Annotated in this window: 13 protein-coding genes; 10 read left to right on the top strand and 3 right to left on the bottom strand. The window is 55.7% G+C overall.

Annotation, left to right across the window (positions count from 1 at the left end):
• Nucleotide 1: 1 nt before the first annotated feature.
• Genes ABLU78_RS20460 through argE form a run of 4 tightly spaced genes read left to right on the top strand, consistent with a single transcriptional unit; the run spans nt 2 to nt 3,543 of the window.
• A complete protein-coding gene (locus ABLU78_RS20460; RefSeq protein ID WP_015703482.1) occupies nt 2-1,267 on the top strand; it encodes an NAD(P)/FAD-dependent oxidoreductase in 1,266 nt (421 codons plus the stop codon).
• 28 nt (nt 1,268-1,295) lie between these two features.
• Nucleotides 1,296-1,718 (top strand): RidA family protein, encoded by a 423-nt coding sequence (locus ABLU78_RS20455; RefSeq protein WP_015369686.1) that lies wholly within the window; start codon nt 1,296-1,298, stop codon nt 1,716-1,718.
• Nucleotides 1,719-1,727: 9 nt separating this feature from the next.
• Nucleotides 1,728-2,402, top strand: a complete 675-nt coding sequence (locus ABLU78_RS20450; RefSeq protein WP_048229475.1) for a DUF1028 domain-containing protein — start codon at nt 1,728-1,730, stop codon at nt 2,400-2,402.
• Nucleotides 2,395-3,543 carry an acetylornithine deacetylase gene (gene argE / locus ABLU78_RS20445; protein WP_048229473.1) on the top strand — a complete coding sequence of 383 codons (1,149 nt, stop codon included), beginning with the start codon at nt 2,395-2,397 and terminating at the stop codon, nt 3,541-3,543. The genes ABLU78_RS20450 and argE overlap by 8 nt, the downstream gene beginning before the upstream one ends.
• Nucleotides 3,544-3,584: 41 nt before the next feature.
• Here argE and ABLU78_RS20440 read toward each other — a convergent pair whose 3' ends face one another.
• Together ABLU78_RS20440 and ABLU78_RS20435 are read right to left on the bottom strand one after the other, a co-directional pair.
• The gene (locus ABLU78_RS20440) at nt 3,585-4,988 is read right to left on the bottom strand and encodes a cytosine permease (protein WP_032715834.1); all 1,404 of its coding nucleotides are present in this window, start codon (nt 4,986-4,988) and stop codon (nt 3,585-3,587) included.
• Nucleotides 4,989-5,537: 549 nt separating this feature from the next.
• A complete protein-coding gene (locus ABLU78_RS20435) occupies nt 5,538-6,140 on the bottom strand; it encodes a short chain dehydrogenase (protein ID WP_020077929.1) in 603 nt (200 codons plus the stop codon).
• Between the two features lie 98 nt (nt 6,141-6,238).
• Between ABLU78_RS20435 and ABLU78_RS20430 the strand changes: the two genes are divergently transcribed.
• The 4 genes from ABLU78_RS20430 (at nt 6,239) to ABLU78_RS20415 (ending at nt 9,834) form a co-directional block, all read left to right on the top strand.
• Entirely contained in the window at nt 6,239-7,135 is an 897-nt protein-coding gene (locus ABLU78_RS20430; RefSeq protein WP_015369691.1) for a LysR family transcriptional regulator, read from the top strand.
• A gap of 54 nt (nt 7,136-7,189) precedes the next feature.
• Nucleotides 7,190-7,639 (top strand): peptidoglycan-binding protein LysM, encoded by a 450-nt coding sequence (gene lysM, locus ABLU78_RS20425; RefSeq protein ID WP_015369692.1) that lies wholly within the window; start codon nt 7,190-7,192, stop codon nt 7,637-7,639.
• A 44-nt stretch (nt 7,640-7,683) separates the two neighbouring features.
• Nucleotides 7,684-8,079 (top strand): YidB family protein, encoded by a 396-nt coding sequence (locus ABLU78_RS20420; RefSeq protein WP_015369693.1) that lies wholly within the window; start codon nt 7,684-7,686, stop codon nt 8,077-8,079.
• Between the two features lie 345 nt (nt 8,080-8,424).
• The gene (locus ABLU78_RS20415; protein ID WP_048229470.1) at nt 8,425-9,834 is read left to right on the top strand and encodes a cytosine permease; all 1,410 of its coding nucleotides are present in this window, start codon (nt 8,425-8,427) and stop codon (nt 9,832-9,834) included.
• Between the two features lies 1 nt (nt 9,835).
• Here ABLU78_RS20415 and ABLU78_RS20410 read toward each other — a convergent pair whose 3' ends face one another.
• Nucleotides 9,836-10,690: an AraC family transcriptional regulator gene (locus ABLU78_RS20410; RefSeq protein WP_015369696.1), complete on the bottom strand. Its 855-nt coding sequence runs from the start codon at nt 10,688-10,690 to the stop codon at nt 9,836-9,838.
• Between the two features lie 229 nt (nt 10,691-10,919).
• Here ABLU78_RS20410 and ABLU78_RS20405 point away from each other — a divergent pair, with 229 nt between their 5' ends.
• The gene (locus ABLU78_RS20405) at nt 10,920-12,758 is read left to right on the top strand and encodes a DUF2264 domain-containing protein (RefSeq protein WP_015703475.1); all 1,839 of its coding nucleotides are present in this window, start codon (nt 10,920-10,922) and stop codon (nt 12,756-12,758) included.
• A complete protein-coding gene (locus ABLU78_RS20400; protein WP_015369698.1) occupies nt 12,755-14,035 on the top strand; it encodes an oligosaccharide MFS transporter in 1,281 nt (426 codons plus the stop codon). Before ABLU78_RS20405 ends, ABLU78_RS20400 begins: the two co-directional genes overlap by 4 nt.
• Nucleotides 14,036-14,037 lie beyond the last annotated feature (2 nt).

Raw genomic sequence — 14,037 nt, 5'->3', positions numbered from 1 at the left:
TATGACCGTAGAAAAAATACAAATTGAGACGCTGGTTGTTGGCGGGGGGCAGGCCGGTATCGCCATGAGCGAGCACCTGAGTAAACAGGGTATTTCGCATCTGGTCGTGGAAAAGAATCGCATTGCCGAAGCCTGGCGTACCGGCCGCTGGGATTCGCTGGTGGCGAACGGCCCGGCGTGGCATGACCGTTTTCCGGGCATGGAGTTTAAAGGCGGCGACCCCGATGCCTTTATTGCCAAGGATGATGTTGCGCAATACTTTGTCGATTATGTGCGCGAGTTTAATCTTCCGGTGCGTACCGGCGTGGAAGTCAAAAGTGCGGTGCGTAACCACGGTCGTCCGGGGTTTACCATTGAAACCACCGACGGCGTGATTGAAGCGCTGAATATTGTCGCGGCGACCGGGCCGTTCCAGAAGCCGGTTATTCCGCCGATCGCCCCGCGCGACAGCGCCATCCATCAAATTCATTCGGCGAAATATTACAACCCGCAACAACTGCCGGAAGGCGCGGTGCTGGTGGTGGGCGCGGGCTCGTCCGGCGTGCAAATCGCCGATGAACTGCAGCGCGCGGGCCGTAAGGTTTATCTGTCGGTCGGCGCCCATGACCGCCCGCCGCGCGCCTATCGTAACCGGGACTTCTGCTGGTGGCTGGGGGTATTAGGCCTGTGGGATGCCCCGGCCAGCGAACCCGGTAAAGAGCACGTTACCATCGCGGTTAGCGGCGCGCACGGCGGCCACACGGTTGATTTCCGCGAGCTGGCGCATCGCGGTATCACGCTGGTTGGTCTCACCGAATCCTTCGCCGGGGGCACCGTCTCCTTTAAAAATAATCTCGTCGAAAACATTCGCCTCGGCGATGAAAACTACCTGGCGCTGCTGGATGCCGCCGATGCTTACATCGCCGCCAATGGCCTGGATTTACCGGAAGAGCCCGCCGCACGGCAATTCTTAGCGGACCCGGACTGCATGACGTCGCCGATCCTGTCGCTCGATCTGGCGCAGGCGGGGATTAACACCATTATCTGGGCCACCGGCTATGCGGTGGACTACAGCTGGCTCAACGTCAACGCTTTCAACGAACAGGGCCGTCCTCAGCATCAGCGCGGCGTCTCCAGCGAACCGGGTGTCTACTTCCTCGGCCTGCCGTGGTTATCGCGCCGGGGATCAACCTTTATCTGGGGCGTCTGGCACGACGCGAAGCATATCGCCGACCATATCGCCACCCGCCGTAAATATAGCCAGTACAAAGACGCCAGCCAGCGTTAATCATGACTTACTGAACAGGATAACCATTATGCCGACCCATACTCGTATTCGGATGTTCAATACCAAAGAGACTTACCCTAATCAGACGCTGGACAATGATTTATGTCAGGCGGTGCGCGCCGGTAATACCGTCTACGTTCGCGGCCAGGTAGGGACGGATTTTGCAGGCAATCTGGTGGGTCTTGGCGACCCGCGGGCGCAGGCGGAACAGGCGATGAAAAACGTCAAACAGCTTCTGGAAGAGGCGGGGAGCGATCTGTCACATATCGTCAAAACCACCACCTATATTATCGATCCGCGCTATCGCGAACCGGTCTATCAGGAGGTAGGCAAGTGGCTAAAAGGCGTGTTCCCGATCTCCACCGGGCTGGTAATTTCCGCGCTGGCGCAACCGCAGTGGCTAATGGAAATTGATGTAATCGCCGTCATCCCTGATGACGCGGCGAAATAAGGAGGCAGAATGACATTTTCGATTGCCGCACGCTGCCCGGAAAGCGGGCAGTTTGGTATCGCGATCAGCTCTTCAAGCATTGCCGTCGGCGCCCGCTGCCCGTGGCTGCAGGCGGGGGTAGGAGCGGTATCGAGTCAGAACATTACCTTACCGGCGCTGGGGCAACTCACTCTGGCGCAGATGGAGCAGGGGCTGACGGCGGAGAAAGCGATGCGTCGGGCGCTGGCGGAAGACGACTTTAGCCGCTATCGGCAGATTATCGCCATCGACGCCAGCGGCCAGACCGCGTGGTTCAGCGGCGATAAAACGCTGGGGACCTGGCATGTTGTGCAGGGCGATAACTGTATCGCCGGCGGTAATATGCTGGCATCTGAGGCTGTTATTGCCGCGATGGCGGCAATGTTTTCGCAAACCGAAGGCGAGCTGGCGACGCGGCTGGTTGCCGCGCTGCAGGCCGGTGTAGCAGAAGGCGGCGAGGCCGGGCCGGTCCATTCGGCGGCGGTGAAAGTGGTAGATGATTACTCCTGGCCGCTGGTGGATCTGCGCGTCGACTGGAGTGAAACGGACCCGATTGGCGAGCTGGCGGCGCTGTGGCAGGCCTATGAACCGCAAATGCAGGCTTACGTGACGCGCGCGCTCGACCCGCGGGAGGCTCCCAGTTACGGAGTACCCGGCGATGAATAGTCGATTACAAGATATTCTGGCGCGGCTGCTGGCGTTTGACACCACCAGCCGCGAATCGAACCTGGCGATGATCGACGATATTGCCGAGTATCTCCACGGCTTCGCAGTCGAAACGCAGCGCTTTTATGATGCGGAAGGGCGAAAAGCTAATCTCTATGCACGACTGGGCCCTGCGGGGCCCGGCGGCGTTATGCTCTCCGGCCACACCGACGTGGTGCCGGTTGACGGCCAGCCATGGACGGTTCCCCCTTTTGCCCTCACGCAACGCGATGGCCGCTGCTACGGCCGCGGTAGCGCCGATATGAAAGGCTTTCTCGCCTGCGTACTGGCCGCCATTCCTGATTTTCTCGCCCAACCGCTACGTATGCCGCTGCACCTGGCTTTTTCCTACGATGAAGAGGTGGGATGTCTTGGCGTACGCAGCCTGGTCGCTCATCTGCAGGCATCGACAGAGAAACCGGCGATGTGCATCATCGGCGAGCCGACGGAGATGCGTCCAGTCTATGGTCACAAAGGGAAGCTGGCGATGCGCTGCGATGTTCACGGCCACGCTTGCCACTCCGCTTACGCGCCTGATGGCGTGAATGCGATTACCTGGGCGGCAAAGCTGATTGGCCGCCTGGACGAGCTGGGAGAGCAGCTGGCGCTTCGCCAGGATACGCGTTTTGATCCGCCTTTCAGCACCCTGCAGGTGGGGATGATTAAGGGCGGCGCGGCGTTGAATATTGTACCTCAGCACTGTCAGTTCGATTTTGAAATTCGCCATTTACCGGATGTTTCGCTCGATGACACCCTGGCCTCGCTGCAGGCGTATGCCGAAGGCGAACTGCTGCCAAAAATGCGCGCGACGGCGGCGGAAGCGGCTATTACCTTTCAACCGCTCAGCCAGTATCCCGGCCTGCTGAGCGACCCGCAGTCGGCGTTCGCCGGCTGGCTGGCGCAGTGGGCCGAATGTGAGGATTTTTCAACGGTCGCTTTTGGCACCGAAGGCGGATTGTTTGATGAGGCCGGCGTGGCCACGCTTGTTTGTGGTCCGGGAAGCATGGAGCAGGGGCATAAGGCGGATGAATTTGTTAGCGAGGCGCAGTTGGAAAAGTGCGCGCAGATGTTGAAAAACCTCTGCCGCTGGATGTCAGCTTAAACGCCGGCGCGCCGTGAAGGCGGCGCGCTTTCTTGTAGTCCTTAAACCTTCTCTTTTGCAAAAGCCATGCTTTTAACACTCTTCGCTTTCGAGAAATAATAATAGACCGGTGAGACCACCAATAAACCTATAATCCAGGAGAGATCCGCGCCGCCGAAGGTGAGGGCGATTGGCCCGGTATAAATTGAGGTCGACATAAACGGTACTTCGACCAGAATACCGAGGATATAGCAGGATATTGCCGTTGCATTAAAGTAGCCGTAAATACCGCCATCGCGTTTAAAGAAAGACTCAACGTGATATTCGCCATGGGCCACTAAATAATAATCGACCAGATTAATCGCCGTCCACGGCACCAGCACATACAGCAGCACGGTAATAAAGTTAGTGTAGATTAACAGGAAATTTTCCTGGCCATAGATGGCGAGGAATATCTCCAGCAGCATGGTCAAAATAGCGGTGATAATGCGCGCCCGCGCCATCGGCGACCAGCCGTCGATAAAAGTCTGGCCGAGCGTCAGGGTACAGAGTACGCCGCAGTACAGCATCATCGAGTTGGTGGCAGCGATCCCCAGCGCCAGCACGATAATCACTATCGCCCCCATGCTGCCGGTCAGATCCATAATCCCTTGAATAATATCGTCATTACCGATACAAATCGCCACAAGTACCCCGAGCACCATCGGCAAATAGGAGCCGAGAATGCAGCCAAAATAGCTGGCGTAAAAGACGCTTTTATCGTTGGTGCTGTAGGGCATATAGCGGGAATAATCAGAGACATAGGGCGCATAGGCCAGCTGCCAGAGCGCGGCGATAGACACGGCGCCGAGGAAACCGACGATGTTGAAGCCGCCGCGGTCGATAAAATTGCCCGGCAGGCCATGGATGAAGACTATCCACACGAAGGTTGCCGCCAGTACGATACCTGAAATCCACGACATTATCCGCGCGTAGGAGTGGATGATCTTATAGCCAAAGATGGTGGCAAACAGGCTTAGCGCGCCAACCACGATAATCCCAATGTCCGAGTTCATCGGCTGATAAATCGCGTGCATCGACTGCCCGCCGAGTACCAGACTGGAGGCGGTAAAGCCGATATACATTAGTACGACAATCGAGACCACCAGCACGGAGCCATAGGATCCGAACTGGCCCTTGGTCTGGACCATTTGCGGCACCCCGAGTTTTGGCCCCTGTGCCGAATGCAGCGCCATAAAGAGCCCGCCGACCAGACTGCCGATAAATAGCGCAATCACTGACCATAAAAAGGAAAGGTGGAAAATCGTCACCGACATCGCGCCGGTGATAACAGTTAACAGCATAATGTTGGAGCCAAACCAAATGGTAAAGAGATCGCCTGGTTTGCCGTGACGCATATTTAAGGGGATTGGTCTGATGGTATTACTTTCAAGATTCTCGACATTAACAGATTGATGTTTTGTCATGGTGCTCTCTCATTATTTTGGTCTTCATCAGCGTAAGAGTGATATTTCAATGAGGAGTACAGCTAATCTACTCATCACAACATTTCATTCACCATTTTTACAACTCCGTATCATTTGCGAAATGACAAAAAATATCGGTGCTGGATATAAAAAAAATGCTTTACCTGGCGCTGGAAAAACGCTGCATTTGTGCGTTGCGCTATTTTTAGAGTTTTATGCTTTGTGCTTAATTTTTTACTGGCAAAGCAGCTGATGGTTTTTTATCGGGCAGATAAAACTCTGCCATATTGCGAGGGGATTAGAATGATGAACCACAGAGAGAAATAAAAATTCCCTGTTTTTATTGCGGTCTAATGAGATAGATGTTTGACCCCATAAAATAATGGGGAAATAAAATAATTAGCTGATACATCATGACATTAGAATTGTCGTATTGAGTAACCTAAAGTCATACAGATAATGTGGATAAGGGCGTTATGCGAGGCGCTTCACAATAACCAACAGATAATCAATATAAGGGCAGGAATGCGACATCCTGCCCGAAAATAATTAATAACCGACTTTATAAACCCGTCCGCTTTGGATCCCTTCGACGCTGCGGCGGTAGGCCTGCGCCACCGCTGCGGCCGGTACGCTGGAGAAACCGGGGAAAAAGCCGTCATAGGCTTCGACGGATTCACTGAGCACGGTGGGGCTTATCAGGTTAATGCGGATCCCGCGCGGTAATTCACAGGCGGCGGCGCGAACGAAGCCGGCCAGTCCGGCGTTAACGGTGGTGGCATTCACCCCTTGAGCGATGGGTTCATCGGCGACGATGCCGCTGATAAGGGTGATGGAACCGCCATCGTTAAGATAATGCTGGCCGGTGAGGGCGAGGCGAATCTGCCCCAACAATTTATCCTGCAGTCCCTGGTCAAAATCGCGGTCGGTCATCGTGCTTAGCGGGCCAAAGTATAAGCTGCCGGCTGCTGAGACGATGGCATCGACCGGGCCAATTTTCTCGAACAGCGCCTGCACGCTGTGCTGCGAGGTGATATCAACCTGCTCGTCGCCGTGGGTCCGGCCAACGCGGATAACCTCATGTTGGCGGCTCAGTTCTTCCGCAACCGCGCGGCCAACGGTACCGCTGGCGCCAATAACGATAATTTTCATCGCAAACTCCTCAGTGAAGTGAGCCTCTATTCTTTAATTAATCGATTATCGGATAAACTGGCTAAAAGTTAGATGATTGCTAACCAGGGGTTTGTAATATGGACAAGCTGCGTGGAATGGAGACGTTTGTCGCGGTGGTGGAGTGCGGCAGTTTTACCGGCGCGGCGGCGCGTCTTGAGATGTCGGCGGTGATGGTCGGCAAATATATCGCCTTACTTGAAGGCCAGCTCGGCACCCGCCTGCTGGAGCGAAATACCCGCCGGCAAAGCCTGACCGATGCCGGGCGAGTCTATTTTGACGAGGCCAGACGGGTACTGGAGCAGGTGGCGAATGCCGAGCGTTCGGTTGAGCGATTACGGCTGGCCCCTGCCGGTACGCTACGGGTGAGCGCGCCGGTTTCTTTCGGCGCCAGCATTATCGCGCCGCTGACCGCCTCCTTTCTGCAGGCCTGGCCAGAGGTACGCGTCGAGCTTGATTTGACGAACCGCATGGTGGACCTGGTGGATGAGGGAATCGATCTGGCGATTCGCATCGGCGATATCCAGCGTACCGACCTGGTGGCGAAGTATCTCGCCCCTTATCGCATGGCGATCTGCGCGGCGCCGGATTATCTGGCGCGCCACGGCACGCCGCAGACGCCCGCTGATTTAGCCGGGCATCAGTGTCTTTCGCATACGGTGTGGACCGCGCGCAACGAGTGGCGGCTGCCGGGCGCTGCGGAAGAGGTACGCTGGAAGCGCGATGCGGTGCTGCGCTGCAATGATGGCTACGCGCTGCGTATGGCGGCGGTGGCCGGCGCCGGGCTGTTATTGCAGCCGGAAGTGCTGCTGGCGGAAGATTTAGCCAATGGCCGACTGGTGCGTATTTTACAAAATTACACCCCGGAACCGAGGCCGATACACCTGCTGTGGCGCCAGGATCTGCGCCCGTTACCGAAACTTACCCGCTTCGTCGAACATTTGTTAAAGGAAGTGAACGGTATTTATAAGCTATGATTATCGTGTCTGATGAAAGCATTCATCGTGAAACAGTAATGGAGGTATGGATAGATGGGATTATTAAGTTTTGTGAAAGAAGCGGGCGAGAAGATCTGGGATGCCGTCTCCGGCTCCAGCAAGGAAGATCAGGCTGACAAGCTGAAAAAACATATTGATAGTCTTAACCTGCCTGGTGCCGAAAAGGTCAATATTGCCGTAGCGGACGATGGTACCGCGACGGTAACGGGCGACGTCGGCTCACAGGAAGATAAGGAAAAAATTCTGGTGGCGGTAGGTAACGTAACCGGGATTGGCCAGGTCAACGATAGCGTTACTGTGACGCAGAGCGGAGCGGAAAGTCGTTACTATACGGTTAAATCCGGTGATACCCTCAGCGCCATCTCGAAAGCGATGTATGGCTCCGCCAATGACTATCAGCGTATTTTTGAAGCCAATAAACCGATGCTGAAGCATCCCGATAAGATCTATCCGGGGCAGGTACTGATTATCCCGGCGAAGTAAGCCGTGAATCAGGGATCAATAGCAACGTTTTGATGGAGACTGTAATGGGATTATTAGATCAAATCGGCGGCGTGCTTGGCGGGCAGGCTGGCAAAGCTGAACAACTTCAGGCGATCATGACCTGGATTGAACAGCAGGGCGGTATCCAGGGAATCCTGGAAAAATTCCGCAACGGCGGCTTAGGTGAAATCGTCGAGTCGTGGCTTAGTCAGCAGAGTAATATGTCGGTGAACAGCGATCAGATTACCTCGGTGTTCGGCTCGCCTGCGCTGCAGGATCTCGGCGCCAAACTGGGCGTTGATTCGCAAACCGCCTCATCGCTGATTGCGGAATACCTGCCAAAAATCGTCGATGGCCTGTCGCCGCAGGGCGAAGCGCCGGCCCAGGGCGACCTGGTCTCCGCAGGGCTTAATCTACTGAAAGGTAAGTTATTTAGTTAAACGCTTGCCGTTTGAGTTTTAACTTATCACATAATACGGGCCTGAATAACGGCCCGTATTTTATTATCCGCCATAAATTCACCGCCTCGCGATTATTTATTCTGTATTACTAATTGACAACTTACCGCCGCGTTGAAAATATCATTATTTAATCTTACCGGAACGGTTATGATAAATTTTTATGATATTTATCAGGTGTCCTGATGGGCTAATTAGTTTTTTTATTTCCTGTAGCCATAAACAAAGTAATTTACCCTTTTGCTAAATAATGCGCATTATCTCCAAAACATAAAAACACCTGCACATCACAACCATTATTAATGGTTCCTGACTTTGGAGAATGCTATGCCGACCAAAGAATCATCGCCGCCGCTTATTGAGAAGCACACCATTGGCTATATTCCGCCAGAAGATCGCCACGGTAAAACCCGCGATCTCTTTACCCTGTGGTTTGGCGGCAATATCGCACCGCTGCCGATCGTCACAGGCGCCCTGGGGGTACAGATCTTTCATCTGAATCTGCTGTGGGGGATCGTTGCGATTTTAGTCGGCCATCTGGTTGGCGGGGCGCTGATGGCGCTGCACTCGGCGCAGGGGCCGCAGATGGGGATCCCGCAGATGATCCAGAGCCGCGCGCAGTTTGGATCTTTTGGTTCGCTGCTGGTGGTGGCGATCGCCGGGGTGATGTACGTCGGTTTCTTTGCCTCGAACATCGTGCTGGCCGGGCAGTCGCTGCACGGTATCGCCCCTGCCGTCCCACTGCCGGTGGGGATCGTGATCGGCGCGGTGGGATCCTGCGTGATTGGCATTATCGGCTACCGATGTATTCACATTCTCAACCGAATCGGCACCTGGGTGCTAGGCATCGGCATTATGGTCGGCTTTGGCTACATCTTCACGCATCTGCATACCGCCGATTTCTTAACCCGCGGCGGCTTTTCCTTCTCGGGCTGGCTGGCTACCGTGTCGCTGGCGGCGTTGTGGCAGATCGCCTTCGCCCCGTATGTTTCTGATTATTCGCGCTACCTGCCGGCGGATGTGCCCGTCGCCGCGACGTTCTGGACCACCTATCTTGGCTCGACGCTCGGTTCCAGTCTGTCGTTTATTTTCGGCGCGGTAGCGGTGCTGGCGACGCCGGTGGGGCTGGAAACCATGGATGCGGTAAAGCTGGCGACCGGCGCGATCGGCCCGTTGATGCTGGTACTCTTCCTGCTGAGCGTCATCAGCCATAACGCGCTTAATCTGTATGGCGCGGTGATGTCGGTGATAACCCTGGTGCAAACCTTCCTGTGGCGCTGGATCCCCGGCAGCCGCAGCCGCGCGCTGCTGTCGGTCATCGTGCTTATTTGCTGCGTGGTGGCGGCGATCTTCGCCTCGGCGGACTTTATCAGCCACTTTATCGATCTGGTTCTGGCCCTGCTGGTGGTGCTGGTGCCGTGGACCGCGATTAACCTGATCGATTTCTACGCCATTCACAAGGGCAACTACGATATTAACTCGATATTTCATGTGGATGGCGGCATCTATGGCCGTTACAACCCGCACGCGCTGCTGGCCTACGCCATCGGCATCCTGGTGCAGATCCCGTTTATGAATACCCCGCTATACGTTGGCCCGGTCTCGGCGTGGTTTAACGGCGCCGATCTCTCCTGGCTGGTCGGCCTGCTGGTGACCTCGCCGCTGTACTATTGGCTGGCAAGCCGCGATAGCGCCTGGCGTCGCCGTCAGGTTGGCCTCAAGCAGGCGATGGATTAAGTTATAAAGCGGAGCGCCGCTGGCTGGCCTTACGGTACTGCAGCGGCGTCTGGCGCATCATCTTTTTAAAACAGGTAATGAAGTAGGTCACCTCGCCAAATCCCACCGCCAATGCGATGGCATCAATGCTCTCATCGCTATTACGTAGCAGATCGCAACTGCGTTTTATTCGCCGGGTGAGCAAATATTCATGGATATTGCCGCCGGTCTGCTGACGAAAAACCCGCGAGGTATAGCTGCGTGAAAGTCCTAGGTCGCAAGCCAGCTGATCGAGAGAAAACTTGCTGGCATAGTGGGCTTCGATCCAGTTCATAATCCGCGAGGCGACGGTCTGCTGGCGCGGCGGGTAGCGTTGCGGCTGCTCGGGTAGAAACGTCATTAGTTGCATCATCAAAAACGCCACCTCGCAGGCGGTGGTCTGCTCGTTATCCTCCAGACGCTGAAACTGTTCAAGGATCCTTTCGATAAATGCCGCATGCTCGCTGAGGTCGTAAATTTGAGCCGGCAGATTGCTGGCGGCCAGCGCCGCGAACTGGGCCTGATGGCGCGGGAAAGCGCTGAGCGCGCTCTCGACGACCGACTGCTCAATGTGCATGGTGGTGCGGTGATAAGGATTTTTATCGCTATGATCGACCTGCACTTTGTGCAAACGGAAGGGCGGAAAGATAAATAATCGCCCCGGACGGGCGGTGTAGTGCTGGTTATCCACCACCACGATGCCGTAGCCGCTGGATATATAAAGCAATTCGACGCATTGATGCCAGTGGTAGTAAAGCACGCTGGTGGTATACATGCGATTAAACGAAATGGCCTGCCGATCGAGCGTAATACGTTCCAGCAGTTGCGCTTCGCCCATTTTGCCTCCAGGACAATAGATTTAAATTTTTACGCCATCATTTGCAATTTATCCTCCGCGCGGCCGACAAAATCCAGCAAAAATGAAATGGCGGTTTAATTTTGTGAGTCCGCTCACTCAGCGCCGGGAATAAAAGCGGTTACTCTTCATCCAGACGTCGCACACGTGGCTTGATAAAAGCCTAATAACAATAACTTACCTCTATCCTCGTGTTATACGGGAGGACCCTGTGCAACCTGAAAACATTCATCTGGATAACCCACTGACAAGCCGGGAAGAGGTGCTACGGCTGGTCAATGAAATGTTGAACGCGGTGGCGCCTTATTTTAAAAACGACGCCAGCCGCATTGATTTAGCGAACTTCACCGCTCACTACGGCCAGCAGGTCGCGAGCATGGAAACCTTTTCCCGGCTACTGTGGGGCGTGACGCCGCTGTTGGCTGGCGGCAGCGAGCCGCAGCATTTCTCCTTCTATTTACAGGCGATAAAAAACGGCACCAATCCGCAGCATGCCGATTACTGGGGCGAAGTCGCGCCTTACGATCAACGCATTGTCGAGATGGCGGCTTACGGATTATTGCTGGCGCTGGCGGGCGAAACCGTACTGGCGCACTTCACTGCTGCGGAAAAAGAGAACTTATGGCGCTGGTTAAAGCAGTGCGAGACCCAGGATATCCCGGATAATAACTGGCACTTCTTTCCGATTCTGGTGCAGGTTGGCTTTCATTATTGCGGTATGCCGACCAATCCGCAGGCGCGGGAAGATCATTTCGCCGCCATGGAACGTTACTACCTCGGCGATGGCTGGTACTCGGACGGTCCGGGCCGCCCGCGCGACTATTACATTTCGATGGGCTTCCATTTCTATGGCCTGATTTACGCGAAGCTGATGGCTGATGTCGATCCGCAGCGCTGTGCGGAACTGCGTCAGCGGGCCGCGCATTTCTCCTCTGACTTCATCCATTTCTTTGCCGATGACGGCGCGGCGATCCCGTTCGGCCGTAGTCTGACCTATCGCTTTGCCGAAGCGGCGTTCTGGAGCGCGGCGGCCTTCGCCGGGCTGGAAGTCTTTTCGCCGGGCGTGATGAAAGGCATCGTGTTGCGCCACCTGCGCTGGTGGCTGAAGCAGCCGATGTTCGACCGCGACGGCGTACTGAGCGTTGGCTACAGCTACCCGAACCTGGCGATGGCGGAAGATTACAACGCGCCGGGTTCACCGTACTGGGGGCTGAAAACCATGCTGGTGCTGGCGTTAGGCGAGGGCGACGCCTTCTGGCAGGCGGCTGAGTTGCCGCTGCCGCCGCTGCCCGCGCAGCACACAATAGCCCATGCGGATCAGGTGCTGGTACATCAGGCCGATCACCTGTGGATGCTAACTTCCGGCCAGCTGGAGCTGAACAACTTCGTTAATACCGAAGCGAAATACTGCAAATTTGCCTACTCCACCCGTTTTGGTTTCACCATTGAGCGGGGGCGCTACGGGTTGAACCATGCCGCCCCCGATTCGATGCTGCTGCTGGCCGAAAAGGATAATTACTGGCGCGGCCGCCGCGAATGCCAGCAGGTGGTCACCGCTGATGGCGTCATTTACAGCCGCTGGCTGCCATGGCGCGACGTGGTGATTGATAGCTGGCTACTGGCGCTGGGCGACTGGCAGCTGCGCGTCCATCGTATAACTACCCACCGCGCGCTGGATTGCGCGGAAGGCGGCTTTAGCCTGGCGAACCGTCCGCTGCCGCAGGCGCAGGAGCGTGACGGCGCCAGCTGCTTACGCAACGCCCGCGATATCTCGGCAATTTTCTGTTTACATCCGCACACCCGCCGTGGCGAGACGGTACTGACGCCGCCGAACAGCAATCTGTTGTTCGCCGAACGCGCGGCGGTGCCGGTGCTGCGCGGCGAGCTTGATGCGGGGACGCATTGCCTGGTAAGCGCGGTATGGGCGGGGAATGCCGCCGACTTCGAACCGCAACACTGCCCACAGGCCTTCATTAGCGATGACGCGGTACGCTTCGTGACGGCACGACAAGAAACGACGCTCGTTCTGGCCCCGGAGGCATCGCTATGAGCACATCATCGTCCGTACGCGCCGCGCAGTACAAAATGAGTACCTTTATTTTTCTCTATTTTTTCACCTGGTCATCCAGCTTTGGCCTGTACGCGCTGTGGCTGAGCCAGAAGGTAGGTCTCGATAGCATTACCATCGGCAGCGTGTTCGCCATTAATGGCGTTTTCGCGGTGGTCCTGAAACCGGTGTACGGCTACATCATGGACAAAATCGGCATGAGTAAGTGGCTGCTCTATTTTGTCTGCGCCATTTCCGCGCTGATGGCGCCGTTCTTCGCGCTGGTGTACCAGCCGCTGCTGCAAAGCCACGCGACGCTGGGGATTATCATCGGCGCGCTGTATTTGAGCCTTGGCTGGTACGCCGGGGTGGCGGCTTCCGAATCTTATGCCGACCGCTTTAGCCGTCTGTACGGGCTGGAGTTTGGCCGTATCAGAATGTGGGGTTCGCTGGGCTGGGCGATGGCGGCTTCGGTCTCCGGACTGCTGTTTAACTTCACGCCGCTGGCTAACTTTTTGCTCAGCAGCGGCACCTCGGTACTGATGCTGCTGGTGCTGATTAGCCTCAAAATTGGTGATGAACAGCTGCGCAATAACAACGTTATTTCCGCGAATAAGATCGTCTTTGCCGATGTGTTGATGCTGCTGAAAAATCGCAAATTCTGGATGTTCAGCCTCTACGTCGCCGGAGTCGCGTGGATGATGTTCATCGCCGAGCAGCAGTTCCCGCGCTATTTCGTCTCGTTCTTTGCCACCAAAGAACAGGGCAACGCCTGGTATGGCTATCTGAGTACCGTCCAGTCGGGGATGGAGTTTGTGATGATGATGTTTATCCCGTGGCTGGTGAACCATTATGGCGCCAAGCGCGGCCTGCTGTTCTGCGGCTGCGTGGTGGGGGCGCGGCTGATTGCCTCCGGCTTGACCAACGACCCGATTGTCATCTCCATTATCAAACCTTTTTACGGCGTTGAGATCGCGCTGCTGCTGATTTCAGTTTTCAAATACATCGCCGAACACTTCCATCGTCGGGTTAACGCCACGATGTACCTGCTGGGTTACCAGGCAATGATTTACGTCGGGTCGATTGTGGTCGCGCCGCCGGCGGGTTACCTGTACGACAAAATCGGCTTTGAGCATACCTATCTGCTGATGGGCTGCTGCGCCCTGACGTTTACGCTGATTTCCGCTTTTACGCTATCGCGCTGCCAGTCGAAGCGCGATGCCTCACGACCCTTTACTCCGGCTTTAGATACCGCCTCGGTTGAACCGGCCAAACATTAATT

Source organism: Klebsiella sp. JN_Kp122 (assembly GCF_040062085.1).
Classification (GTDB): domain Bacteria; phylum Pseudomonadota; class Gammaproteobacteria; order Enterobacterales; family Enterobacteriaceae; genus Klebsiella; species Klebsiella aerogenes.
The sequence above is the reverse complement of the archived record's forward strand: the minus strand, read 5'-3'. Positions and strand labels throughout refer to the sequence as shown.